Here is a 25,750-nt window from a genome sequence, read left to right on the forward strand (position 1 = left end):
TGAGCATGTCATACATAGGCAAGATGATTCTTGTTAAAGGAACTAACAGTTGAGTAGCTAACAATGCTACCTCGCAGTTAGATAAGCAGGGAGCAATGCGGGCTTTCATGGAGATCGCTTGCTTACTAATGTGCAAACGCACGGCTGCGCCGGGGCCCGATAGAGACGCCTGTGTGTGTCTGGGCCTCGGCCTTAACTGTTTTGTATCCATTTCCCATTTCTCAGGCCTATGCACACAGATGCAAAAGACGATGCTCCGGAATGGTATCGTTATCGGCCCTACCCCCACTTCGATTGGCCTACTCCTAAAGAGAAAGCAAAAAAGGTTGTTGAAAACGCCAAACGGGTGGCTCGACACGACTTCTATCCGTTCATCAAACGGATCGACCAGGAGAGACGCTACAAAGTACTAAGTGAGCCAACACGCGGAAAAAAGGGGGACGTGACAAACAAGTCGCGCCGCATCTGCTATGCTTCGCACCTGGATGCGCATGTGTATGCGTATTACGCTCAGCTTCTCTCCGAAAAGTACGAGACGCACATTGCCTCGCAGGACTTCAATAAGAGCGTTGTTGCCTATCGTCGGTTTGATGAGCCAAAGTGCAATATCCACTTTGCCCGCGATGTTTTTGCTCACATCTACGAAAAATGCACTCCGGCAGAGTCCCTGGCTGCTCTGGCCTTTGATGTGAAAGGCTTTTTTGATAACCTTAGCCATGACATTCTGAAACGAGAATGGGGACGCGTCTTGGGCGATGAGCGTCTTCCAGCGGACCATTATCAGCTATTCCGGTCGTTGACCAAGTTTGCATACGTTAAGGAGCGACGTCTTCGGCAGATCTTCCCAGACTTCTATGCCCAGTCGCACAATCAGCGCTCCGGCAAGCAGATTTGCTCCCCTTACGAATTCAGGGAAGAGGTGCGAGGCAAAGGGCACTTGATTGTTAATCCGCATTCGTATGGAATCCCGCAAGGCACTCCCATAAGTGCCCTTTTATCAAACATATACATGCGCCCTTTCGATCATGCCGTACACCAAAAGGTTAACGCCTTGGGAGGCATGTATCGACGATACAGCGATGATCTGGTGACTGTCGTCCCTGATAGCAAACGAGAGGAAGTGAAGCAGTTCGTAATGGAAAAGATCTCCGATCTCAAACTTGTTATTCAGGAGAGAAAGACAGAGAGCTACCTCTTTTCGCATGACGGACAAGAGATAGGTTGCCAGAAACTTAGCGGCGATGAACAAACAGAAGCCATTGAAGATAACCAACTACAGTATTTGGGATTTGTCTTCGACGGCAAAAACATACGGATTCGCCCCTCAAGCCTCACGCGCTTCTATCGCCGCATGAATGGAGCTTTGAAGGTCGAGGCTAACCACGCTTTAAAGAACGCCAACGACGCACAGGACTACACTATCCGGCGTAGTCGTCTGTACGAGCGATTCAGCCACAAGGGAAACCGCAACTTCGTCCAGTACGCGTACCGTGCTGCCGATTTGATGAAACCCGTTACCGGTAGAGACAAGATTCGACCTCAGGTGGCAAGACACTGGAAGGTGCTACATGACCGAATTGACCAGTGGGAGTCTTGGGTACACGTTCGACTTGTATCGGAGAGTTGGGCCAAGTCTCTGAACGATAAAAAGCGCCGAATCGCCAGGCAATGGGCCAAAGCACTCAACGAAACCTGACTTTCTCCTATTTGACATGGCAGAGCCTAATATACCTCAGAAAGAAGCCATCGCCCTCATCCAGATGGAAAAGCAGTATCAGGGTGAACAAACTCATAGCTTCCCGCAACCGGGTGAGAAGCTAAAAATGGAATGCGAGTCGCCCAGCAGCGGCGAACGGTTTTATCTGGATATATTCCGGGGATCCATTGATTTGAAGAAAGTGAATCACAATTTTCGTGCTCGGACCTCGATACCACTGTTGCGACTCGACGTCAATACTGCGCCGCATCGCAATCCAGATGGCGAAAAGGTAGGGCGAACCCATTTGCACGTATACCGGGAAGGGTACGGCGATGCTTGGGCCTATGATCTGTCTGACGATCTGCCCGAAGGTATACCTCCTCTTGAGATCGGAGACTTAACCGATCTGACCCGTACAGTACATGACTTCATGGAATACTGCAACATAAACAACCAGCCAACCATCAACCCCGTCTTGTTATGACGATGCCCATACTTGATAATCGGCTGGATGCCTACTGGACGTGGCTTCAGGACGAGACGGAGACACGTCCAATTGAAGGGAGTGATTATATTGAGATCACAACCCCATTCCTGGACCGCCACAACGACTACCTTCAGATCTATGCCCGCTTAAAAGGCGACCGGTGGTACCTTACAGACGACGGATACACCCTCGTTGATCTTGAAGCATCGGGATGCGACGTATCCACCGAAAAGCGGAGCAAGCTCCTCACAACGATCTTGAACCGTTTGGGCGTCGAGAAAGAAGGCAACGCACTCACCGTGCGTGCAGATGCCGCTTCCTTCCCCCAGAAGAAGCACGATCTCGTGCAGGCGATGCTTGCGGTGGGAGACCTTTTCCACACATCCCGCGCAACAGTCATTGGTCTCTTCCTTGAAGAGGTTTCAGCGTGGCTGCGCGAGCAGCATGTTCGCTTTACCGAGAGCGTAAAGTTCACGGGCGAGTCGGGATACGATCACCACTTCGACTTTGTCGTCCCAGGTTTTCATGATGCACCCGAGCGTGTGCTTCAGGCCATCAACCGTCCCGGTCGGGCTACCGTTGAGCGGCTGATTATGGCATGGGAAGACACGCGGGAAAACCGTCCCACCGAATCAGAAGCCATAGCCATTCTAAACGATGTAGAGCATACCGTGCCTTCATCAAGCATGGAAGCCCTGAACCGCTACAACATCCGCCCAATGCCATGGTCATCCCGCGAAGATCACCTGGACATGCTGGGGGTGTAGTGTTTTGTCATACCTGAATGTTAGGGTACGCATGTGTCTCCTAACGTACTGAGAACGCGTTGTGCTATACATGTATCTGCCGTTGAACGTGCAGAAACGTGGTTATGCCCCTACACGGTCATCCCAGACGGAGCGTAGCGACGATCTGGGATCCATCCCCCAATAGCCCAATAGATAGGTGCGTGCCGGACGTAAAGGCAGCCTTCAACCGGCGGAATGGATTACTTCGTGCGTCGCTTCGCTCGGCTCCGGATCAGCGGCGCCAGGGGCGCCTTGTCTGGGATGACAGGACGATGGGGAGCGCTGCGCCTTCTGAACCCATAGCACAATCCGTACTGAAAAAAATCTACAATCATGTCATTGCGAGCGCAGCGAAGCGCCCCGACCGCAGGGAGAAAGTGCTCCTGGGGTGCAATCTCATGCTATCAGACCGGATGCAGCTGCCCAACCAACGGCACGAGATCGCCACGTCGGTCGCAGGCTCCCTCCTCGCGATGACAATTTCGGACCAAACAATCACGTGTGACACAGCAGTAGGTGTCTTTTGAAACCGCTTTTCAACCACTTGGCTTTGTAGGGAATACTTATCTTTTCAAGTCTCCTTCCCTCATCTCCCATTTCTTGAACCTAGCTCCTGCCTATCTATTGGCGAGAGTGGACAGAATACCTGCTGATCCCTATTATTAGGAAACAGAAGCCCACACTCTATCCACCACCGTTAACCCCCCGCCCATTACGTGGCTAGCTGCATGGCATATCGCAATAATTCAGATCGGTTGCACGCCTTGCACAGCTACACCCTGCTTGGTGCCCAATCGGCCTCATCGCAGTGGCAACGGGTTGTAGCGCTAGCAGCCCGCACGCTCAACATGTCCACAGCCATTGCCACCCTGGTGGATGCCACCCAAGTGCATATCCAAGTAAATGAGGGTCCACTCGATGCCACCTTATACCGACAGCACGGGTTCTGTGCCGAGGTGGTAAACAGCCAGCAAGCGCTCGTGGTGAACGACCTCCGGCAAGATGACCGGTTTGCAGACCACCCCCTTGTCTCGGGTGAAACAGCACTTCAGTCGTACGCAGGAATCCCTCTTACAACACCCAGTGAACATGTTATTGGCACATTAGCCGTCATGGATGGGCGTCCGCACACATTCACCGACAACGACCGACAAACATTGCGCGACCTGGCGGCTCTTGGACAGGCTCAACAACACCCGGCTCCTGCTGCCACATCTCCCCAAGACATCTTGGAAAGCATCACCGATGCGTTTTTTGCACTCGACTCCCAGTGGCAGTTCACGTATGTAAACAAACAAGCAGAAACGGTACTCCAACGGACACGGCATGAATTGATTGGAGCGAACGTATGGGATGAATTTCCTGAAGCTGTAGACTTAGCCTTCTACGAGGAATACCATCGTGCCGTACGTACCCAAGAAAGCACCCAATTCGAAGCCTACTTTCCCCCACTCAATACCTGGTTTCGCGTTAATGCTTACCCGTTTGAAGGCGGGTTATCGGTGTATTTTGATGACATCACCGAACATCGACGCCTCCAAGCGCAGTTACGGGACGAAAAGCGGCAAGCACAGATGCTCTTTGCCGATAATCCCGTGCCTATGTTTGTCTATTCACCTGATACGCTGCGCTTTCTCGACGCAAATGAGGCAGCGATCCGGCAGTATGGCTACACGCGCCATGAGCTGTTGGATATGGAGATTACCGACATTCGCCCTGCGCATGAAGCCGATCAATTACGCAACTACCTGCAGCAAGACCGTCCGCACCTACGCACACCACCGGGGACTTGGACTCACCTACACGCGGATGGCACAGCAATACACGTAGAGGCAACCTCCTCCGAGATCACATATGAAGGCGCCCCAGCTGTCCTTGTTGCTGTAAACGACGTAACCGAGCAGCATGAGGCCCAGCAGGCACTTCGCAAACGTGAGGCGCTGCTGCGATCTATCAATAACCATATTACAGAGGGCATTTATCGAGCCACACCTGAAGAGGGGCTCGTTTATGTAAACGACGCGTTTGTCGATATTTTTGGGTATCCCAGTCGTGAGGATTTACTTAGACTCGAATCGCTAGACGCGTTGTATGCGACACCAGAACAGCGTGATGTGCTGGTTCAGGAATCTCATGAAACAGGGCATATTCAAAATCGCGAGGTAGAGTTCAGGCGTACCGATGGAACGACCTTCTGGGGACTGCTCAGCGCAACGGCTGTTCGAGATGAAAACGGGGCTATACTACACCGCGATGGGGCCGTGCTCGACATTTCGACCCGCAAAGAAGCAGAGCGTGAACTCAAAGCCCATGAAGAGTACTTGGCCGTTACGCTCAACTCCATCGGCGATGGCGTCATTGCCACCGATCCGCAGGGACACATCACAGAAATGAATCAGGTTGCGCAGGACCTTACAGGGTGGCCTATTGCCGAAGCTGAAGGGCGGCTCCTGACTGAGGTCTTTCCCATTCACAATGTACATACCAAAGCTCCCGTTGAAAATCCGGTTGACAAGGTCTTGCGCGAAGATGGAATTGTAGGCATGGCGAACCATACCGTGCTTACCGACCGAACGGGCGCTACCATCCACATTGCCGATAGTGCCGCTCCTATTCGCGATGACGACGACCAACTCTTGGGTGTTGTTCTGGTGTTTCGCGATGTGACCGACGAATATGAACAGCAAGCGGCTCTAGAAGCCGAACGAAAACGCCTCGAACTTGCTTTGCGCGGCGGCGACCTGGGACTTTGGGATTGGAATCTGAAAACGGGCGAGGTGTACTATAACGACCGATGGGGCGAAATGCTGGGATACGAACCCCACGAGATCGAAAACACCGTTGACATGTTCGAAAAAGCAGCCCACCCGGAAGATAAAGAACGAACGTTTCAAGAGATAGAGCGCCACCTCAACGGGGAAATTCCCCATGTCGATCTCGAGATTCGCATGTACACCAAGCAGGGAGACGTACGGTGGATTCTGGATCGGGGCCAAATCGTTGAACGAGACGAGGACGGAACGCCACTACGCGTCGCTGGAACTCACCTCGACATCACCGAACGCAAGCAGGCGACCGAAGAGCTGGCTCGGCAAAAGCGTTTGCTTGATAGCGCCATCGATAGTCTGCCTGGCATTTTCTATCTGGTTGAAGAAGAAGGCCCAATCCTTCGGTGGAATGACAATTTAGAGCACGTTATTGAGTACAGCGCTGAAGAAATTGATACCCTCGCTCCGCTTGAAGATCTTTTTGAAGGTGACGATCAGGCGCGAGTACGCTACGCTGTACGAACCGCCTTCCAAGAAGGGCACGCCACCGTGCAAGCCACCATCGTGAGCAAATCCGGAGAGCGCACTCCGTATTTCTTTTCAGGACGCAGCATCGTGATAGAAGACACGCCCTGCATCATTGGGGTGGGCGTTGACATTACGGAACGCAAAAAAGCCGAAGCGGCCTTGCAAGCGCGTGAGAGGCGTCTAGAGACCTTTTACGATGCCATGAGCCGCTTAGCGCAAGCCGAAACCCCTGAGGTCTTGGCCCAGCAGGTGTGCGACTTGATTACCGATACGCTCGAGTATCCCATCTGTGCAATGCGCTACGTCCAAAACGGCGAACTTGTCCCCGTGGCCGTATCCGACGCCTGTACGAAGTTGATGGAAGGCGAACGCCCCGCGTATGATTTGGATGGGCCCGGTGGCGTTGTGAAAGCCTATCGTACACAGTCCACTGTTCGCTATCGCGAATCAAACGGATCCGAAGCTATTCACATCTTAGAACAGGGCAACGTGCAGTCATCCGTGTATGTACCGATTCGCCGCTACGGTACCATCTCTGTAGCCAGTACTGATCCAGAGGGTATTGACCCATTCGATGTGAACTTGCTCGACATCTTGGCGCACAACATGGCAAGTGTACTGGACCGCATTGCACGCGAGCGTGAGTTGCGCGACGCCCGCGACGAGGCCAAAGAAATGAACCGACTCAAGTCGGCATTCTTGGCCAATATGAGTCACGAAATCCGCACGCCGCTGACCTCCATCATCGGGTTCTCAGAGATTCTTGCTGACGAGGCGGACGACTCCACCCAGCATTTTGCCGAGCTCATTCAAAACAGCAGCCAGCGACTCATGGAAACGCTGCGCTCGGTGCTCGACCTGTCGAAGCTCGAAGCCGGTGCAATGGAGTTGGAGCCTCATCAGATACGAATCGATCGCGTGGTGCAAGAAACCGTCGATCTGTTTCAGGCCCGCGCCGAATCAGATGGCATTACGCTGGCCGTGCATGGTATAGATCAGCCGGTGAATGCCTCTGTTGACCGTGGCGCCTTGCATCGTATCTTGAGCAACGTGCTCAGCAACGCCATCAAGTTCACGCCCGCTGACGGACAGGTAACGCTTCGCCTTCGCACCACGCCTGATGTGTTGACATTAGACATCGAAGATACCGGGGTTGGCATTGACGAAGATTTTCTGCCGCACTTGTTTGACGCATTCAGACAAGAGTCGACTGGTGACACGCGCGCCTACGAAGGAAGCGGACTCGGGCTTACCATCACGAAGCGCCTGGTGGAGATGATGAACGGCACGATTGAGGTGCAAAGCACAAAAGGGGAAGGCACGACGTTTACCGTGCGCCTTCCCCGGAATGTGCCTGAATCATTGTCAGAGGATGACTCAGAGTAGCCTGGTGCACCATCACACCTGGATGGGGTCGCTCGGAGCTATCATCGCAAGGCGACCAAGTCATGTGACGAAAGGGGGCGCATCATCAAGCAGTGCACCTCACTCAGCCTCAGTAACTTCGAGGGACTGTTGCGTCAAAACGCTGTCTTCCTCGGCCCAGACATACCGGAGTTCGTATGATCCTGGCGTGTTTGGCGCAAACACGGTTGCAGGAGAACCCGCCCGGCTGCGGGCGCGGCTCTTATAGGTATCTGGATCCGCATCGGGAGAGGCAATGGCGATAAAATCAGATGGACCGTTAGGGCCAATCCAGGAAACATCAATGCCTGTCCCCCGCTCAACGCTGTCTGGAGCTTCTAAACGAGCCTGAAGTGGAAGGACAACGACGTCCTTCCGCTCAATAACATGATCTTCTTGCCCCATTATGTAGCGCAATTCGTATTCGCCAGGCTGTTCGGGCATCCGCAACGTAAGAGGATGCCCGCCTCTGTCTGTTCTTCGGCTTGTGACGGTCTCATCATCACGTGAGCCGGGTTCGGCTAATGAAATATAATCGCGATGGTTATCCGGCCCTTCCCAATCAATATCTACAGGGGTATCGACCATCAGCGTATCCGCAACGTCAAACGAGGCGGTCGCCTCTGTAATGGTAATCGGCGAGCGGGCAATCACACGATCTGATTGATACATGACGTACCGAATCTCATACTCTTCCCCACTTGGTGTATCCGGTGCGCGGACACTGAGTGGATTGCCGCCCCGACTGGTTCTACGCGTGTCAACAGAGGAGCCGTCACTACTGCCTTGCTCGGCCAGACTGATGTAGTCACGCGGATTGTCGGGGCCTGTCCACGTCACTGAAATATGCGAGCCCGCCCCGACCTCGCTGGGCACATCAAGGTCAGCGTCTACCTCAGTCACCTCAATCGAAGCGGACGCTTGAATTTCGTCATCGTCGTTTTGCACATATCGGACCTCATACATCCCGGGATGATCGGGAGCTCTCAGTGTGAGGGGATCTCCCCCTCGGTCGGTTCTGCGACTGTTGATGGTAGATCCACCGGAGGTCCCTTCTTCTGCGATTGAAATGTAATTGCGCGACTCTTCAGCGCCATCCCAGCCTACCTCGAAGCGAGCACCCGCATGTACCGACGCTGGAAGTGTGAGACGAATTTCATTATCCTCGACCGTTTGTGTTTCAGTGTCGCCGTTAAGGTCATCCTCTGAATCCGGCCCACATGCAGGAAGTCCGATCAAACACAGAATGAGAACAAGGAATCCGATATGATACGTGCGTTTAGCGTAGGTATACATGACGGTTATAGGTACACGCTATGGTAAGATGGGGTACAGGAGATTTACAGGCACCCATCCACATTGGCGTGAGGACGACGCCCGAGTGTGAAGATGAGCCAAAGTCAATGTATAAAAGCCTGCTCCCCAATCGCAAGTGTACAGGGCCACGCAGCGTTTACTCTGCTGTCAGCACCACAAAGTCGCCTTGGCCGGTGTGCGCGTCGTCATCAAATGTGCTCGGATCTGCTACCGCATCAAAGTAGACAACGAGTTGAGGCGTGCCGGGGCGGTAGTGCGCAAGCGTTTCGGGAGTGCCGGTACGTTCGGCGATGTGGAAGCGCCCGGTGAGGTGCATGACAACGGCCTCCGGTGTGTGCAGCAGGTGTTCGGCAATGGTGTACGCCATCGTGGCATCCCACAGCATTTGCGCATCCAGCAGGTGGGCCATGCCGCTGTCGTATTCGTGGGGCGAGGCCGTCTCGTCGGTGTCGGTCGTATCCGAAGGGGCGTGGTTGGTGGGATGGGCGCCGCCGTGCATCTGCGCAAGAAAGCGCTCGCGGTACGCCTCACTGGCTTCGGGATACGGAAGCGGAGGCAGCCAATGGAGGGCGGAGGCGGGCAGGTCATCGAGGGCTGCGCGTCCCTCACGGGCTACACGGTTTACATATCGGCGGGGCGCGTTGGCTGCAAGTACGGGAGCGTTATGGGTGCGCGCCGAATCCACCAGCGCATGATAGTCGCGCTCATAACTTGACCACGGGCGACTGGCCTGCAGGAAGTGATCCTCGGGAATGAGTCCGGCCAGATACTCATCGAGCACGGGTTGCACATCGCGCTCAAACATTTCGAGAGAGAGCGTGGCCGGACGCTCATGAGTTAGCAGGCGCTGCCATAGTGAATCTTGCAACGCGTGAATGGGCGCATGACCGTGGATTTCGCCCAGAAGCACCACCTCCACCGTATCAAACGCGGCCTCAATCGCGTCCAGGGACGCCGGTTCGCCTGTTGCCGTGTACACGCGGTAGTCAGTCGTATCCGCGTATGCGCTGGATGGCATCGCCTGAGCCGTATGCCCTACGGCTCCGATAAGAAAGGTGGCGAGAAGACCCGCGAGCAGAGAGAGGCGCACAGCATTTACAGAGGGTTAGTCGTCAGAGTCTTCGTCTTGGTTCAGGATTTCGTCGATATCCACGGTCTCATCGATGAGATGTGCGAGTAACTCAGGGTGCTCGTCGGCCAGGCGCTTCGCCAGCGGCAGAAAGCGCTGCACAGCGGCCCGGTTGTGCCCACTGTTGTAGTGTGTGCGCAGCTGTTTGGTGGCCTCTTCGAGCGGATCGAGGGGGAGCTCAGCGCGCTCTATGTCGATGTCGTAGGCTTTAGCCATACGGATGAGCTCAAACTCATCTTCGTGGGTGGCCAGCACAATGGTGGTTCCTTTCTTGCCTGCACGCGCCGTACGCCCCGACCGATGAATAAGATACTCGCGGTCTTGCGGCACATCGTAAATGAAGACATGGCTTAGTGCCGAAATGTCGATACCGCGTGCCGCTACATCGGTCGCCACAAGCATACGCACTTCGCCATCGCGGAGCCGGTCAATTGCCTCTTCGCGCTTGCGTTGCGACAGATCGCCCGACATTTCGTCGATGTTGTACCCGGCGTTGCCCAAGAACTTGCGCAGGTAACTGACTTCTCGCTTCGTGTTCGCAAAGATGAGCGCCGACTCGGGCTCCTCCATTTCAATGAGCTTGTGCAGCACGCGGTCTTTTTCCATCGGCTGCGTAAGGTAGTAGCGATACGAAATTGCATCCACACTTACGTGGCCGGAGCTCAGCGACAGGAAGTCGGGATCCGATAGGAACTCGCGCGCGACCGAGCGGACTTTCGGCGGCATGGTTGCGCTAAACATGCACGATTGCCGGTCGGGCTTGAGGTAGTCGCGAATCTCCTTCATGTCGGGGTAGAACCCCATAGAGAGCATCTCGTCGGCTTCGTCCAGAATGAAAAAGTGGACGGTTTCGGCCTTGAAGTTGTCGCGTTTCAGGTGGTCGAGTACGCGTCCAGGCGTGCCGATAATGACCTGCGCGCCGTCTTTGAGCGCTTTGATCTGCGGGGCATAGCTCACACCACCATAGATGAGCGCTGCACTGAGTTCGTTGGTGGCGGGGGTGGCAATCTTCATCCGCTCAAACTCTTCGTGCACCTGCCGCGCCAGTTCGCGTGTAGGGGTGAGAATCAGAGCCTGCGCTTCTTTTCGTGCCGGATCAAGCACATCAAATAGGGGGAGCAGAAAGGCGCCTGTTTTGCCCGACCCGGTGCGCGACTGTACGATAAGGTCGCGATTGGCAATTAGATACGGAAGGGCTTTGCGTTGCACCTCCATAAGATCATCCCATCCGGCGGCCCGCATGGCTTGCTCCACATTGTCGGGGAGCCCATCGGCTGTGATCTCGTCCAGAGGAGCATCAGGCTCCTGCAGTTCCCCGACCTCGGCTTGACGCTTTTTGCGCTGTGCCTTGGAGGTCAGGTCAATGACGTTGGTGTAGGACGGTGTGTTGGGCGAATCCACCATTACGGACGAGTACACTTAGCGAGGATGAGAGACAACCAAAGCGCAGTTAATTGCGCTCACAACACGCCTGTACGACAGCGTGTCGTTAAACGATCCATAGACTGTGGGGCGTGCTCGCGGATGTTGACACCCCTTTACAACCCGACTGATGCGAAGAGCAGCCAATACGGTGCCTGAACTGCAGCGTTACATAGCAAGGCCGCCATCGACTTGCAGCACCTGTCCGGTGATGTAGCTAGCGGTGGGGCTGGCCAAGAAGAGCACCGCCTGCGCGACATCGTCAGGGCTAGCAGGGCGCCCAAGCGGAACGGCATCGAGCATGGCTTGCTGAGCGTCGTCGCTCATGGCTTCGGTCATGTCGGTATCCACATATCCAGGAGCCACCACATTCGCCCGCACACCGCGACCGCTCAGTTCTTTTGCCAGGCTTTTGGTGAATCCAATGATGCCTGCTTTGGAGGCCGCGTAGTTGGTTTGCCCGGGGTTTCCAATGATTCCTACAACGGAGGCGATATTGATCACTACACCGCTGCGCTGCCGCATAAATGGACGATAAGCTGCTTTGCAGAAGTTGAAGACGCCTTTCAAGTTGGTGTTGAGCACCGCATCCCAGTCGTCGGCATCCAGGCGGAGCATGAGCCCGTCGCGCGTGATCCCGGCGTTGTTGACAAGCACATCGAGGCTGCCCCAGGCATCGGTAACGGCGGTAACGGCTTCCTGCGCTGACTCGGGATTGGCCACATCGCCTTGCAAGGCCATGGCGTCGGTGCCTTGCTCGGTAAGCGTTTCTACGATAGCCTCCGCGGCCTCCGTAGACGAACGGTAGGTAAAGGCCACACGAGCACCGGCTTTGGCAAAGGCATCGACAATGGCACGACCAATGCCGCGCGTGCCGCCAGTGATGAGAACAGATTTATCGGTGAGGTCCATAGCCACGAAAAAAAGGATTTAGGATAAGGAAGATCGTACGGCGCTTATGCCGCGTCGAGTAGATCCGCAAGATCGTCAGCGGTGTCGGCACTGTGGCGCTGGGTATCGCGGCCCAGCGTGCGCTTCACCAGTCCCTGTAACACGGTGCCTGCGCCCACTTCTACAAACCGGTCGGCGCCGTCGGCTTCGATGGCCTGAAGCAGCTGGGCCCACCGTACGGGGGCTTGCAATTGTTCAATTAGGCGCTGCCGGATTTCGTCGGGGTCGGTTGTGGGGGCGGCGGTCACGTTCAGGTAAACGGGACACGTAGGGGGCTGAATCGAAACAGCTTCCAGCGCTTCGGTAAGCCCTTCGCGCGCATACGCCATCAGCGGCGAGTGAAACGCCCCGCTTACAGATAGTGGAAGCGTGCGCGCCTCGATTACATCGCAGGCCCGCTCTACGGCCTTCACATCTCCTGAGATGACGATTTGACCGGGCGCGTTAAAGTTGGCGGGCTGCACCACCCCCGTTCCGGTTTCTGTGATTTGTGAGCAGATCGATTCAACGGTCTCGTCGTCGGCGCCAAGTACGGCGGCCATGGTACCAGGACGCACATCACCAGCCTCGGCCATTAGTTCGCCCCGGCGGCGCACCAGGCGCAGTCCGTCTTCAAACGAGAGGGCTCCCGCGGCAGCCAACGCGCTGTATTCACCCAGGCTGTGCCCCGCAACCATGTCCGGCGCCCGATTGTGGGCGTTGAGCACCGCCATGGCGGCCAGGCTGTGCGTGTAGAGCGCGGGTTGGGTGATCTGTGTTTCGGTGAGGGCCGCCTCGGCATCCTCGACATCGGCGGTGCCAAACATCAGCGCCCGCAGATCAACCCCAAGAATGTCGTTGGCCGCATCGATGCGCGCCGCGGCATCGGGATAGGCGTTGTAGAGCGATTGGGCCATGCCCACATACTGGGCACCCTGGCCCGGAAAGAGATAGGCCGTAGAAGCCATAACAGTCAAAAGCAGATTCAGAGATCAGTACGATAAGGAGAGTTACACCGCCGATCCATCGTAGGCCCACGTCAGATACGAGGCGCCCCAGGTGAGTCCGCCCCCGAATGTGGTGAGCACGAGCTGATCGCCTTCGCGGAGGTCGGTCTCCCAGTCGTGTAAGCAGAGCGGAACGGTAGCAGCAGTGGTGTTACCATACCGGTGAATGTTGATCATCACCTTGTCGGGATCGAGCCCCATGCGGTTGGCCGTGGCATCAATGATGCGTTTGTTGGCCTGGTGAGGCACAAGATAATCCACATCATCCGCCGAAAGGTTATTGCGCTCCATAATCTCCACACACACGTCAGCCATACCCGTCACCGCGTGGCGAAACACGGGGCGTCCGTCTTGCTGCAGGTAGTGCTGGCGGTTTTCGACGGTGTCGTGAGAGGCCGGGCGCAAGCTGCCGCCGGCAGGCATTTTGAGAAGGTTGGCTTGGCTGCCATCAGAGTAATGCACGGTGTCTTGGAGGCCGTGGGTATCGTGTGCCTCAAGTAGAACAGCGCCTGCGGCATCGCCAAAGAGGATGCAGGTGCTCCGGTCAGAGTAGTCGGTGATTGCGGTCATCTTGTCAGCACCTACAACAAGGACCCGCGCTGCGCGACCGCTTTCAATGAAGCTGGCCCCCGTGGTAAGGGCGAACAGAAATCCGCTGCATGCCGCCGAGAGGTCGAATGCCCATGCGTTGGTCGCTCCAATGGCATCTTGGACAAGGCACGCAGTCGCAGGAAAAAACATATCGGGCGTTACCGTAGCCACCACGATAATGTCGATGGTGGCCGGATCGACGTTGTGTCGATCAATAATTTCTTGGGCGGCCTGTGCCCCCATGTAGGCCGAGGCCTGGTCCGCATCCTCTAGAATGCGGCGCTCCTCAATGCCTGTGCGCGTTCGAATCCACTCGTCGGAGGTATCAACAATCTCTTCCAGGTCTGCATTTGTAAGCCGGCGGTCGGGCAAGAAGTGACCAACGGCGGTAATTGCAGCCTGAGACGGAGGGGAAGCAGAAGCAGCCATGCGAACAGGGGCAAAAGCAAAAAATACAATGGAACCGAAAGCCTGTACGGGCAAGCAGGGGCTATAGGTTGCACGCAGCCAGGCCTGCCCGTTCTGCGGCTATGCAGTCTGCGGGCTAAACGCCGACCGAAGCGCATCAACAACATCTGTCTCCGCAAGGTCTGAAGCGGAGTGGATGCCTTGCGCAATGGCTCGGGCCGATGAACGACCATGCCCAATAAAAACGGAGCCGTTGACACCGATAAGAGGGGCCCCACCTCGGTTTTCATGGTCGAAGCCCTTTTGCACGTTACCCAGTACATTTGCTACCAGGGCACGCTCTTCGTGCGACAACTCTTGGCGCTCCATTTCTTGCTCGGTCATTGTGGAGAGCACGGTCGTCATGGACTCGCCAAACTTGAGCAGCACATTGCCCATAAAGCCGTCGCAAATGAGCACATCAGCGGCGTAGTGAAGCAGGTCGCCCCCCTCCACATTGCCCGCAAAGTGGATCGCGTCGTCATCGTCGAGCAGAGCGTGAGCAGCCTTGACCTGTTCGTTACCCTTGGTCTTTTCCTCGCCAATGTTGATGAGGCCAACCGACGGTGTATCCATGTCAAGGACATGCCGCGCGTACACTGTGCCCATGCGCGCGAACTGAAGCAAGTGGGAGGGCTTGCAATCGACATTGGTGCCAATATCGATCACGATCGAAAAGTCGCCGCGTAGCGTTGGAAAGAAGCCAACAATAGAGGGTCGCTCCAGTCCCTCAATCCGCCCTAGGATAAACATGGATGCTGCCATGATGGCGCCCGTATTGCCCGCGCTAATGAAGGCATCGGCAGCACCGCTTTTGTGTGCTTTCAGCCCCAGATGAATGGATGACTGCCGCTTCGTTTTGAGCGCAGCAGCAGGCGCCTCCTCCATCGTAACGACATCAGGAGCATCGTGGATGGTAAGAGGGAGCGAGTCGGCTTCGGGATGAGCACGAAGCGCCTCTTTCACGCGTTGTTCTGGCCCGTACAGGGTAACATGGAGATCTGCATCAGGCCGCTTCAACGCGTTCACGGCTCCTTCGACCACGGCATCAGGGGCGTGGTCTCCTCCCATAGCGTCAACGGCAATGTGGCTAGGCATGTGCAACCGGCATATCTGTCAAGGGACTTGCGAAGGGATCGTAACGTACAATCCACATCGCCTTAAGTAAACAGCCTGAACATTAAAATGCACGTTTTGCCCTCCACCTTTCATGGTAAAGCACAAAACGTGCACCAAATTGGGTGCCTTAGCGTGCCTAATCAAACGGCAGACAACCCATAGCAGGCAGGCCCGGGGCGCCAACAAGAGCTGATGGGGCACCTTATCCGAGCAGTTCTTCTGTTGGCTCAACAACCTGACGACCGCGATAGTGGCCGCAATACTTGCAAGCCCGATGCATAATTTTGGGGTTGCCGCAGTTGTTGCACTCCATCAGTTGTGGAGCTTTCAAGCTATTGTAGTATCGGGAGCGGCGTTTGCGCGAACGCGATTTCGAATGACGGCGCTTAGGAACAGCCATGACAAACAGTCAACGTAATGGTCTAAAAGGTCAAGAGGTAGGAAGTCACGGGGCCAACCGTAGCAAGCAGTGACCTTCCTGGTGCCACTGGCAGCCTGCAACTGTACAATGATTCGGGCTGCATGGCGATGTACATAAGGCACAAGCCACCTACAACGTAGGTGCATGCCCCCCAATCGGATTCATACGCAACGGGACTACAGTGCCATTTTGCGCAGAATTAGTATTGGATGTACAACGGTGGTGATTTTGGATTACGAGGCTGGGTCGTCAGTGTCGTCGTCGCGGAGCTGTTTGAGCTTCTCCCAGCGCGGGTCGATATCATCTGTGGCTTCCTCCTCGGGCTCATCAGGAGCACCGTACTGTAGCTGTAGTTCGGCATCTTCGGCTCCCGGCGCAACGACCCGCTGCGGAATAGCCAGCTTTAACGTATCGTGCACAATGTCGGTAAGGTCAAGCTCCTTATCGGTGGGCGCCATAGGGCGCACCTCATCGTATGCCTCGTGGTCATCGTCGGCCTCGGCCAGGTGGTCGGGGCCAAACAGCACCACGTATTCGTTCTGAATCGGGTGCCAAAACCGTTCGAGCGTTCGGTCGCACGTCAGGTGCGCCTCTGCCCGCAATTCCATCGTAATGAGGATGCGATCGCGCTGACACTGCAGATGCATCGACACATCGAGGCTGCGAAAGGCGTCTTCCTCCAGGTCAACCGTTTCGGGGTCGGGTTCGAGCGTGACGTGGTGCACCCCCGACCGAAACGGGGTGATGTCTAACGTCAACATAACGATTTGGAGAGACCGAGCAAAAGTTTAAAAGGAGGCGTTGGTATCACTCGTGAAAGCCGGGTGTTCCACAACGTGTCCCGGCATGTCTCAACCATGCAGTTCGCTGAAGACAAGATACCATTCCACGAGTAGGTGGGCAGAAGCTTACGTTATCGCAACGCCTTCGACTCTTTGCAGATTCTGTACTTGACCTTCCTTGCTGCAGTTGTTATGCTCTGTATTCCGTTTGTTTCAGCAAAGGCTGTCGGCCCAAAATGCCATGCTCGCTCGCATGTGCATAGAATGTGGATAAGTTGGTCATGCATGCTGAGTGTGCACTCTCAATCCAGTTTTCCACACCAGTATGTGGAAAACTATGTCTCTCAGCATCCCCAAATGTCCGTAACCTCCTAACAAAAAGGGGGTTACGAATTGTGGATAACTTGTGGAAAAAGTGTGGATAACTTTGGCCGCACGTGCCATATCTTCATTTTTCCCAAGGGGGAATCACAAGGGGTGTGGATAACTTGTGGGGACAGCATGCCACGTTGGCCTTGCCTCAAGCTGTAGGTGCCTTACCTCGGCGAGTGGAGCGTCTAGGTTTTGCATGACAAACAGTTGGCGGAAACGACGTACGGGGAAGCCATTCCTTCTGTCCTAGGAGGTAACTCAAAAGAAATATATTTACACCTTGTCATCGCGAGGAAGGAGCCTGCGACTGACGTGGCGATCTCATGCCCCCGACCTGGACGGTGCTGCCCGGCTTGATGGCACAAGATTGCCGCGTCGCTAGCGCTCCTCGCAATGACATAATCAAAGATACTTTTGTGGGTCTACTTAGTTTGCAGGCTTCTCGTTTTGTCGAAAGCTGCTTCTATCTTTGCAAAAGACGCGGGTTGTATTGCCATGTGACGCGGAACGCTCGTGCAGAGCATGGCTTGAAAAGGATGGTACAACGACGCCTTGTGTATGCGTAGAGTTTGGTTCAGAGAAGTTTCCACTCTTCTACGTGTGGCTCGCATGGCTTCATTTAATTTTGTCGCTCGCCGTGGGCTGCACCTATTGCTGCAGTGAACGCGGCCCAATCAACACGCTGGGGTATGAATCAGTCTGCTGAAGAAGTATGGGAGGCATGCCTCGATCATATTCGTGAGCATGTAAGCCGCCAGAGCTTCAAGACATGGTTTGAACCCCTCACAGCGCAGTCGATCGAAAACGAAGACGATCTGCGCAAGTTGACAATTCAGCTGCCCAGTCGGTTTTACTATGAATGGCTGGAGGAGCACTACTTCTCTCTTCTCCGCAAGACGGTAACCCAGGTACTGGGGGATGACGGGCGCTTGTTTTACGACATCCAGAAGTCGTCAGACACGGACTCGTCCAGCGCGGTCGCCTCGGCGTCAGCCTCGTCCGGTTCTGAGACGAGCCCATCAGCTCCCCCTGAGCGCTCGGCGGCATCGCAGGCACCGCGTTCTGCTACACAAGCCGCAGGAGGGGCTCCCCCTGAAACCGAGACAGACGATTTGGATCCGGTGCGCAATCCATTTGCTATTCCGGGCATTCAAAAGGCTACGATCGATAGCCAACTGAACAGCAATTACACTTTCGGGCGTTTTATTGAAGGGGATTGCAACCGCTTGGCACGCAGTGCTGCCTGGGCCATTGCCCAGGAACCCGGTGGTACGAGCTTTAACCCATTTCTGATTTATGGCGGGGTAGGGCTTGGCAAAACGCACCTGATTCAGTCAATTGGAAATCAGGCAAAAGACGACGGAACTGCTGAAACCGTACTGTATGTGTCGAGCGAACGCTTCACAACCGAATTTGTGCAGTCGATTCAGCGGAATCGGATCAGCGAGTTCTCGATGTTCTACCGGCAAATTGACCTGCTCATCGTTGATGATGTGCAGTTCTTTAGTGGCAAGGAAAAAACGCAAGAAGAGTTTTTCCACATCTTCAATGCGCTGCATCAATCAGGACGCCAGATCGTCCTCTCCGCTGATCGCCCCCCTCGCGAAATTGATGGCATTGAAGAACGTTTGTTGTCCCGATTTCAGTGGGGACTCTCCGCTGATGTGCAACCCCCAGGACTTGAGACGCGCATCGCTATTTTGCAACGCAAGGCCGAAGACGACGGCGTAGACCTTGACCAGGAGGTTATCGAGTTTATTGCGCATAACATCAAAAGCAACATTCGCGAACTCGAAGGAGCGCTCATTCGTCTGCTGGCTCATGCCAGCCTGCACCAACGTGAACTCGATTTGGGGCTGGCCAAAGAGGTGCTTCGCGACCTGATGCAAGACGTACAGGTCAACCTAACCATCGAAGAAATTCAGCGCATCGTGTGTGAGTACATGGAGATTGACGAAAACCTTGTGCGCGACAAAACCCGGAAGCGCGAGGTGGTGCGCGCCCGGCAGATCGCCATGTACTTCTGTAAAGAGATGACTCAACATTCGCTCAAAACGATTGGGTTACACTTTGGCGGGCGCGACCATTCTACCGTCATACATGCTGTAAAGAGCGTAGAAGATCAAATTGACACCGACAAACAATTCCGCGACCTTGTTCAACAGGTTGGGCGCAAGATCGAGTTACGCTCTCGCTAACCCCTTGTACATCTCTCTAAAACTTGGGACGGCTTTTGCACCCGACCACGCGAAAGCCGGATCTGTTCAGTCTACACACCGTACACACCGTTCCGAATCTTCCGCGATCTCACGCCGACGTCGCCATGAAATTTTCTGCGTCCAGTTCCGACTTACTTGAAGCCCTGAATACCGTGAAGGGGGCCGTGCCTTCAAAGAGCACGATGCCCATTTTGGAGTCTGTGCTGTTTGAACAGAGCGAAGATGGGTCAGCACTCACATTGAGCGCTACCGACCTTGAAATATCGATCGTCCGTAACGTGGCGGTGCAGTTTGCCAGCAACGGAACAGCTACGCCGCAACAAATTGCGGTGCCTGCCAAGCGACTCATCGATACGCTGCGTGCACTACCCGACCAGCCCATCTCGTTTGCCGCTGACAGCGACTTCGAGATCCGGATGGAAACCGATCAGGGGCACTACAAAATGGTAGGTCACGATGGCGACGACTTCCCCGATCTACCTGAGGTGGATGCCAACCACGAAATTGCAGCCGAGGGGAGCGTTATCAGCGATGCAATCGGCAAAACCAACTTTGCTGTGAGCAAAGATGCCTTACGCCCAGCCATGATGGGCATTTACTTTCAGCTGAATGCCGATACCAGTCGTATTGTAGCTACCGATGGACATCGGTTGGTCAAACTTGACCGTTCTGATTTAGCGACTGATGGCGAAGAGGTATCCTTTATTGTACCGGAAAAAGCGACAAAGCTGGTACAGCGTATTTTAGATGACGATCTGCTGTGCACGATCGGCGTAAGCGACGGGCACGTAAGCTTCGCCATTGACAATGCCCGCGTGATTGCCCGGCTCATTGACGAAACCTACCCAAACTACCAGGCCGTCATTCCCGACGGAAATGATCGTGAGTTAGTAGTCAATCGTGAAGCTATGCTCAATGCCGTGAAGCGCGTCGGGCTCTACTCCAGTAGCATGACGAATCAAATCCGACTGGCGCTCACAGCAAGCGAAGTTACCATTTCCGCTGAAGACATCGAGCGCTCCAGTGAAGCAAAAGAGGTTGTACGCTGTGAGTATGACAACGACCCAATGGAGATTGGCTTCAACTCGGAATACCTGACTGAGGTGCTCGGTAACATTACCAGCGAAGAGGTGTTGTTTCGTCTTGGCTCGCCCAACCGAGCCGGCATCGTAGTTCCCCATGGCACCGAAGACCCCGACATCCTAATGCTCATTATGCCGGTGATGCTGAACACGTACGCCTAGCCGTTAGCGGGCTCTCACCTTGTTGCTGCCAACGTGAAAAAGGCCGCTTGTGCTTTCAAGCGGCCTTTTCTATATCGTTGGAATCCTGCTGTACGAAAATCTTTTGATACCAAATCTGGTTGCACGTTCTGGACTCGCTTCTCTGCACGACACCGTATGGACGCCTCTCACCATCCATACGTCCATACATCAACAGCGCATGCGGAGTTGATATGATAGGCTCCCTACAACTGGACATCATCGGGAAGGCTTTCGGGGACCTCCATTGGGTAGTGCGTTTGTATCTCTTCTAGAAGGGCAGATGCCTCATCGGCACGGGCCCCTTCACCAATGACTACGTACCGGAACGCGTCGCGTGCGGCTTCAACCTCTCCTTGGGCTAGGTACGTTTTACCCAGAAAGAAACGTGCTTCAAGCTGCAGAAACGAGCCAGAAGGCTCCGAATCAACGAGCGCCTCGAAATGCTCTTGAGCAGTCGTAAGCTTGGCCTCGTCGAAGCGCGGAAAAAGCCCGAGCGTGGTTACGTAGGAGCGCTCCAGCGTTTCTAATGCCAGCAAGAACGTCTCGTCATTGCTTTGTGGCACAGCCTCTACGCTACGAGTAGTAATTTCGTAGCCTTCAACGTTCATCTGCTCGCTGTCGAGCGCCGCCATCCGTTCAGTGGGCGACTGCATCATAAGGCTGATGACAAAAAGAACTCCGTAGAGTATCAGCATGGCTCCTGCCCCTGCCAAGCTGTACGTCACATATTGTGGGATCTTCGCAATACGATCGACCAAGCCCGGCTCGGTCGAACCGTTCGTTGTAGAAGAGGAGCCGGAAGGTGATACGGCAGGCGCTGTTCCCGTATCATGATCTGATATGGCCTCAAAGTGGCGAACAGGGTCTACACTCGTTTCCGTTTCAGAAAACCGCTTGCGCATCTTGGCTACACGAGTACGCAAATCGCTATTATGCTCAAGATGAGCCTCCACCTCTGCAAAGGCCTGCTGCATAGCCGGGCTCCAGGTGTCAAGCAGCTCGTGCTCGGTGCGTACGACGTACAAGGCCAGCAGCGCATTGGGCAATGGGTGAGGAGCCTCTGACTCTGGAGGCAGCTCGAGATGATGAAGTCGCTGATCAAGCGCCTTCACCTCAGCTAGCAAACTGCGAAGCGATTCTTGATCCGGATGGCTGCGAATGGCCTCTTCCAGTTTAGCTTGCTCAGCCGAAGACAGATCAGGATACCGAAAAATACGTTCTTTAATCGAAACCATTACTTCACGATGTGATATTCATATCAGGAAAGCTACGCACAAGGAGTTAATTTCGCTTAGTTCAACTTCGCTTAGTTTGAATGCCTATTATAGGTGGAGACTGCCTGCAAACGCTATAAGAGCACGTTTCTGCTTCGAAGTTGGCATATGGGTAGCTTTTCAAACACAACTTGGCATGTGTAGGGCACATAAAAGACCGAATCATAACGTAGGGTGTGCGGGATCAACCAGTTTTTTACGATCACTCAAACGCCGCTTTCACATTGAACACATGATACAAGCAGAGAATGTACCAAATGATGAAAGCGCCGCCCCATCAAGAACTGGAGTCGGAGTAGTCATAAACCACTGCCAATGCGTCATGAAGCCGTTCGTCTTCGTTTAGCACTTTAATCGCACGCGATCGATAGGTGCGAATCGTTGCCGGCGACTTATCAAGGCGTTCTGCGATTTCTCCGTATGTTAGTTGGTCAAAGTAATACAGTTTAACGACACGACGCAGATATGGGGGAAGCCGGCCAAGCGCCTGCTGTACTAGTATGCTCTGGAAGCCGACCGAGTCGTCGAGTCGTTTTTCTGCTTCCGGTTCTCGGATTTGCGGAGTGTACTCGCCATCAACCGGGACGGTGTCTACACGTCGTCGATTTACATAATTCAAAAACACATTTTTTGCCAACCGACTTACCCAGGGAGCATATTTGCTCGGTTCTTTAATCTGGTGTCGGTTTTCTATCACCTTCTCATATGATGTAGAAATAAGATCTGACATGTCAGCCGGAGAACGAACGTCGCCGCGGACGTGCTTTTTAGTAAAGTACACATATAGATAGGCGTACGTCCACATATCTACCACTTTCGCATCATTTGCCTCGGCCTCCCTACAACGTCTAAAAGCAGCACCAATCGCCTGCGAATCATCAAGGGCAAAGGGAAGACGGTCCGTAATCGCTTTCAGCTTAGAAGAGGCAGACATAAAACCTAAAGCAAGTTTGCTTTTGCAAAGCTATTGGAGCACTGCTTGATCGTTGAGCAACGTGGAGAGGTCCCTTTGCATAGCGGATCAAATATGCAACAGCCTACATGACTGACGGGGTCCACCAAAAATCACGTTTACAACGGGTTATCGAAAGAAGGTGATTTTACATAATTGCTTAGCTGTTCAAGATCTATCGAACGCAAAAGGAATCCCGCATGCTTGTGCATTGTCCTATTTGCGGGTAAATGCTATACTGTCATTTGTAACATAGTAAAGCCACTCTCTAGTTCGAAGAGAAAGCCGCTCACTTTCCACAAAATCAGCACAAAGCGTCCCCGTTTTTCTTCAAGTCGCATACGCGCTCTCTTGCCCTATCCCATTGATAGCGATTGTTTGGGGAAAGCGCCTCTCGGAAAAGCACCGGACGATAGAAGCATACAACCAACAGAGTGCCGGGTGCAGCCTATATACTCTAAAGCTGCGAGCCTCACAACACCATTTTATCAATGCTACAAATCAAACGGCTTGAGATCGCACCGTGCGCATCTTGTCGCTCTACAGAATTACCATTCACGCTGCACTGCTATGCCAGCGGCACACAAAATAGACGAATGGCACCCACATAATTTTTAGTTCATACGTTTTCTAATGACTAAATTAGCTATTCGTTCACATTACTTGAAAAATCAAGCAGCATAACGTATAATGAACGGTGGAAAAATCGACACCTTGACGTCAGCCGCACCTTATCCTGCTTACGCATCACAACGAACAAAAAGATTATGCCGAGTCTTTTACGAAGTATCCCAGGATTGTATAGCGTAGCACTCCTCATACTGATGGTTGTCCTAAGTGGCTGTTTTGGAATGGAAGCCACGCTACAAATCAACCCTGATGGCAGTGGCACCCTTACCGAAAGCGCCCAGTTTAGCCCGATAGGCGCCGAAATGATGCAGTCAATGGCCCAAAGCATGGACGAGGAGGAAGACTCCCGTTTCCAGGTGTTTACAGAAGAGGAATTGCGATCTGAAATCGATGATGAGGAAGCGCTTGAGATTACCAGTCTGACGATAGAGGGGCAGTACGGAGAGCGATATGAACGCATCTCTCACTTTGAAAACATAAACGATGTTGCGTTCGGACTAGACCCTGATGAGGCACTGCCTGACGATACCGAAGACATGGGGAATGGGGAGGTTAGCACCCCAGGGGCATCGATCTTTGATGATATCACGTTTACGTTTGAACCGGGCACCCCCGCTACCCTCACCGTGCAGATGCCCCCTTCTGAGCCAAGCGAAGCCGAAGAGGCTCCCATGATGGGTGAGGAGATGGAAGGGGATCCTCAAATGGAGCAAATGATGCAGATGATGTCGCAAGATATGCGGTTTCGTCTCGCAATCGACGTAAATGGGACGATCGTAGACACAAATGCCCGCCACGTTCAGGAAAACGTGGTGACGCTTCTTGATATTGATATAGAAGCGCTTGTCAATGCAGATGCTATGGAAGAGGCTATGGAAGCCATCCAAGCCCTCGATCGCTATGAAACGGGCGAGGAGCGCCTCAACTCCGAAGAGATGCAGTTGTTAGACGAACTGGACGTGCGCATTGAGACTGAGGATACCATTCGTATTACATTTGAGTAAGCAGTCGGATGTTGCTGACGTTGTGGATGTGATGCAAAGATATGCCTTTTCAGAACACGGGAACGCTTCTCGAAAATATAGTCGTGCTAGAGGCTGCTCGTCAGTTGCTTGAGCAGACAACAGGACCCATCGATTGGGCCAGCGCATTTTCGATGCCTCCGCTTACGGTGTGGCGACGTGCCGAGCGATATGCGCGTGAGGATTCGTCCTTCTCGATACAAGAGCTCAACCGCCTCGCTTCGAACCCGCCCCCGCGTGCACCCAACGGATACGCGGCGTTTTTGCATCGATGTTTACAGCACAGCCGTGTGAATGGACCAAACGCAACTCTGCTCGTGGGCCTGCTTGCCCAGCAAAAAGAGCGTTCGTTGCGCGCCTGGGTGGAGGACGTACCGGTCCCTACATCACACTACGGTCCAACTCAAGCTCCACTGGACGCACTGGGGACGTATGTGTCGGTGATCGGATACAAAGCCCATAGCCCGTTCGACCGCCTCAGCGTATGCTCACAAATGTATCCAGACTGCATTGCTTCATTAGGCGATACGCTCCAGCACTGGAGTGAAGCACACACAACCCCAGCTGCTCGCCTGGGCTATCTTGATCCCAATGTCTATGTACCAGACACACGCGCCGGTCCTCAAACAAGCGCCCCCGACCACCGTCAGTGGTTAAGGGCGCTATCACGCGGTACTGTACCGTGGAGCGTATCGGTGCACTTCAGCTCCAACCGAAATCAAGAGGCGCTTGTAGCGGGACTTCGTGCCATGCGTGTTGATGGGAATGCCTGCGGCTACCAACAGACCACAAGCTATGTCCATCATACCCATAGCACAACCGTATCGGTGACAGCCCCCTCTGCTGAAGAAGCTAGTGCATACACGCAAGCAACAGAAGACCGGATACAAGACGCGTGGTCCTCGTGGATGGCAGCCTGTTCGCAGAACGCCTCGCCTCGCCCGCTGTATCGCTATCGCTTTGTTTCAACAGATGCCCCCTCCATTCTGGTGGAAGGCCACCCGGAATGATTATAAGCCAGTAGCTTTCAGAGCCCAATACAAAGCGCTGTGCATCAAGATTAAAGGAATACCTACTCACCCTCAAAACTTGCGTTGGGCTCCATCCGTGCAGTTACGCCTGTAGTATGAATGCGGAGCATCTGTGCCTGGTACAGGTGCCCATAGCATACATGCGC

The 25,750-nt window shown here is 54.2% G+C and carries 19 protein-coding genes; 8 read left to right on the forward strand and 11 right to left on the reverse strand.

Annotated features, from left to right (window positions below; all coding sequences use genetic code 11):
* Positions 1 to 229: 229 nt before the first annotated feature.
* The 4 genes from drt2 (at position 230) to ACZ5AL_RS13680 (ending at position 7,656) form a co-directional block, all read left to right on the forward strand.
* Positions 230 to 1,696, forward strand: coding sequence for an antiviral reverse transcriptase Drt2 (gene drt2, locus ACZ5AL_RS13665; RefSeq protein ID WP_464511079.1), 1,467 nt, complete (start codon positions 230 to 232; stop codon positions 1,694 to 1,696).
* A gap of 16 nt (positions 1,697 to 1,712) precedes the next feature.
* The gene (locus ACZ5AL_RS13670) at positions 1,713 to 2,183 is read left to right on the forward strand and encodes a DUF6978 family protein (RefSeq protein WP_464511081.1); all 471 of its coding nucleotides are present in this window, start codon (positions 1,713 to 1,715) and stop codon (positions 2,181 to 2,183) included.
* Positions 2,180 to 2,953: a DUF1828 domain-containing protein gene (locus tag ACZ5AL_RS13675; RefSeq protein ID WP_464511082.1), complete on the forward strand. Its 774-nt coding sequence runs from the start codon at positions 2,180 to 2,182 to the stop codon at positions 2,951 to 2,953. Before ACZ5AL_RS13670 ends, ACZ5AL_RS13675 begins: the two co-directional genes overlap by 4 nt.
* Before the next feature lie 749 nt (positions 2,954 to 3,702).
* Positions 3,703 to 7,656 (forward strand): PAS domain S-box protein, encoded by a 3,954-nt coding sequence (locus tag ACZ5AL_RS13680; RefSeq protein ID WP_464511083.1) that lies wholly within the window; start codon positions 3,703 to 3,705, stop codon positions 7,654 to 7,656.
* 99 nt (positions 7,657 to 7,755) lie between these two features.
* Here ACZ5AL_RS13680 and ACZ5AL_RS13685 read toward each other — a convergent pair whose 3' ends face one another.
* The 9 genes from ACZ5AL_RS13685 to ACZ5AL_RS13725 all read right to left on the reverse strand — a co-directional run bounded on the left by ACZ5AL_RS13685 (position 7,756) and on the right by ACZ5AL_RS13725 (position 16,818).
* Positions 7,756 to 8,970 carry a hypothetical protein gene (locus ACZ5AL_RS13685; RefSeq protein WP_464511085.1) on the reverse strand — a complete coding sequence of 405 codons (1,215 nt, stop codon included), beginning with the start codon at positions 8,968 to 8,970 and terminating at the stop codon, positions 7,756 to 7,758.
* Between the two features lie 157 nt (positions 8,971 to 9,127).
* A complete protein-coding gene (locus ACZ5AL_RS13690; RefSeq protein ID WP_464511086.1) occupies positions 9,128 to 10,081 on the reverse strand; it encodes a ChaN family lipoprotein in 954 nt (317 codons plus the stop codon).
* A gap of 15 nt (positions 10,082 to 10,096) precedes the next feature.
* Complete coding sequence (locus ACZ5AL_RS13695; RefSeq protein WP_464511087.1) at positions 10,097 to 11,524, reverse strand: DEAD/DEAH box helicase; 1,428 nt, start codon at positions 11,522 to 11,524, stop codon at positions 10,097 to 10,099.
* A gap of 186 nt (positions 11,525 to 11,710) precedes the next feature.
* Positions 11,711 to 12,454 (reverse strand): 3-oxoacyl-[acyl-carrier-protein] reductase, encoded by a 744-nt coding sequence (fabG, locus tag ACZ5AL_RS13700; protein ID WP_464511088.1) that lies wholly within the window; start codon positions 12,452 to 12,454, stop codon positions 11,711 to 11,713.
* 44 nt (positions 12,455 to 12,498) lie between these two features.
* Positions 12,499 to 13,440 carry an ACP S-malonyltransferase gene (gene fabD, locus ACZ5AL_RS13705; protein ID WP_464511089.1) on the reverse strand — a complete coding sequence of 314 codons (942 nt, stop codon included), beginning with the start codon at positions 13,438 to 13,440 and terminating at the stop codon, positions 12,499 to 12,501.
* Between the two features lie 42 nt (positions 13,441 to 13,482).
* Positions 13,483 to 14,499: a beta-ketoacyl-ACP synthase III gene (locus tag ACZ5AL_RS13710; RefSeq protein ID WP_464511091.1), complete on the reverse strand. Its 1,017-nt coding sequence runs from the start codon at positions 14,497 to 14,499 to the stop codon at positions 13,483 to 13,485.
* A gap of 99 nt (positions 14,500 to 14,598) precedes the next feature.
* Positions 14,599 to 15,615 carry a phosphate acyltransferase PlsX gene (gene plsX / locus ACZ5AL_RS13715; RefSeq protein ID WP_464511092.1) on the reverse strand — a complete coding sequence of 339 codons (1,017 nt, stop codon included), beginning with the start codon at positions 15,613 to 15,615 and terminating at the stop codon, positions 14,599 to 14,601.
* Positions 15,616 to 15,838: 223 nt separating this feature from the next.
* Positions 15,839 to 16,036, reverse strand: coding sequence for a 50S ribosomal protein L32 (rpmF, locus tag ACZ5AL_RS13720; RefSeq protein ID WP_464511093.1), 198 nt, complete (start codon positions 16,034 to 16,036; stop codon positions 15,839 to 15,841).
* A gap of 254 nt (positions 16,037 to 16,290) precedes the next feature.
* Positions 16,291 to 16,818, reverse strand: a complete 528-nt coding sequence (locus ACZ5AL_RS13725) for a YceD family protein (protein WP_464511095.1) — start codon at positions 16,816 to 16,818, stop codon at positions 16,291 to 16,293.
* A gap of 1,082 nt (positions 16,819 to 17,900) precedes the next feature.
* Between ACZ5AL_RS13725 and dnaA the strand changes: the two genes are divergently transcribed.
* Positions 17,901 to 19,409, forward strand: a complete 1,509-nt coding sequence (gene dnaA / locus ACZ5AL_RS13730) for a chromosomal replication initiator protein DnaA (protein ID WP_464511096.1) — start codon at positions 17,901 to 17,903, stop codon at positions 19,407 to 19,409.
* A 125-nt stretch (positions 19,410 to 19,534) separates the two neighbouring features.
* Positions 19,535 to 20,674, forward strand: coding sequence for a DNA polymerase III subunit beta (gene dnaN, locus ACZ5AL_RS13735; protein WP_464511097.1), 1,140 nt, complete (start codon positions 19,535 to 19,537; stop codon positions 20,672 to 20,674).
* A gap of 224 nt (positions 20,675 to 20,898) precedes the next feature.
* Here dnaN and ACZ5AL_RS13740 read toward each other — a convergent pair whose 3' ends face one another.
* Both ACZ5AL_RS13740 and ACZ5AL_RS13745 read right to left on the reverse strand, forming a co-directional pair.
* Positions 20,899 to 21,930, reverse strand: a complete 1,032-nt coding sequence (locus ACZ5AL_RS13740) for a tetratricopeptide repeat protein (RefSeq protein WP_464511099.1) — start codon at positions 21,928 to 21,930, stop codon at positions 20,899 to 20,901.
* A 316-nt stretch (positions 21,931 to 22,246) separates the two neighbouring features.
* On the reverse strand, positions 22,247 to 22,903 hold the full coding sequence (locus ACZ5AL_RS13745; RefSeq protein ID WP_464511100.1) for an RNA polymerase sigma factor: 657 nt from the start codon (positions 22,901 to 22,903) through the stop codon (positions 22,247 to 22,249).
* A gap of 842 nt (positions 22,904 to 23,745) precedes the next feature.
* Between ACZ5AL_RS13745 and ACZ5AL_RS13750 the strand changes: the two genes are divergently transcribed.
* Both ACZ5AL_RS13750 and ACZ5AL_RS13755 read left to right on the forward strand, forming a co-directional pair.
* On the forward strand, positions 23,746 to 24,555 hold the full coding sequence (locus ACZ5AL_RS13750; RefSeq protein ID WP_464511101.1) for a hypothetical protein: 810 nt from the start codon (positions 23,746 to 23,748) through the stop codon (positions 24,553 to 24,555).
* 41 nt (positions 24,556 to 24,596) lie between these two features.
* Positions 24,597 to 25,583: a hypothetical protein gene (locus ACZ5AL_RS13755; protein ID WP_464511103.1), complete on the forward strand. Its 987-nt coding sequence runs from the start codon at positions 24,597 to 24,599 to the stop codon at positions 25,581 to 25,583.
* The last annotated feature ends 167 nt before the right edge of the window (positions 25,584 to 25,750 follow it).

It is taken from the genome of Natronotalea proteinilytica, assembly GCF_055379935.1.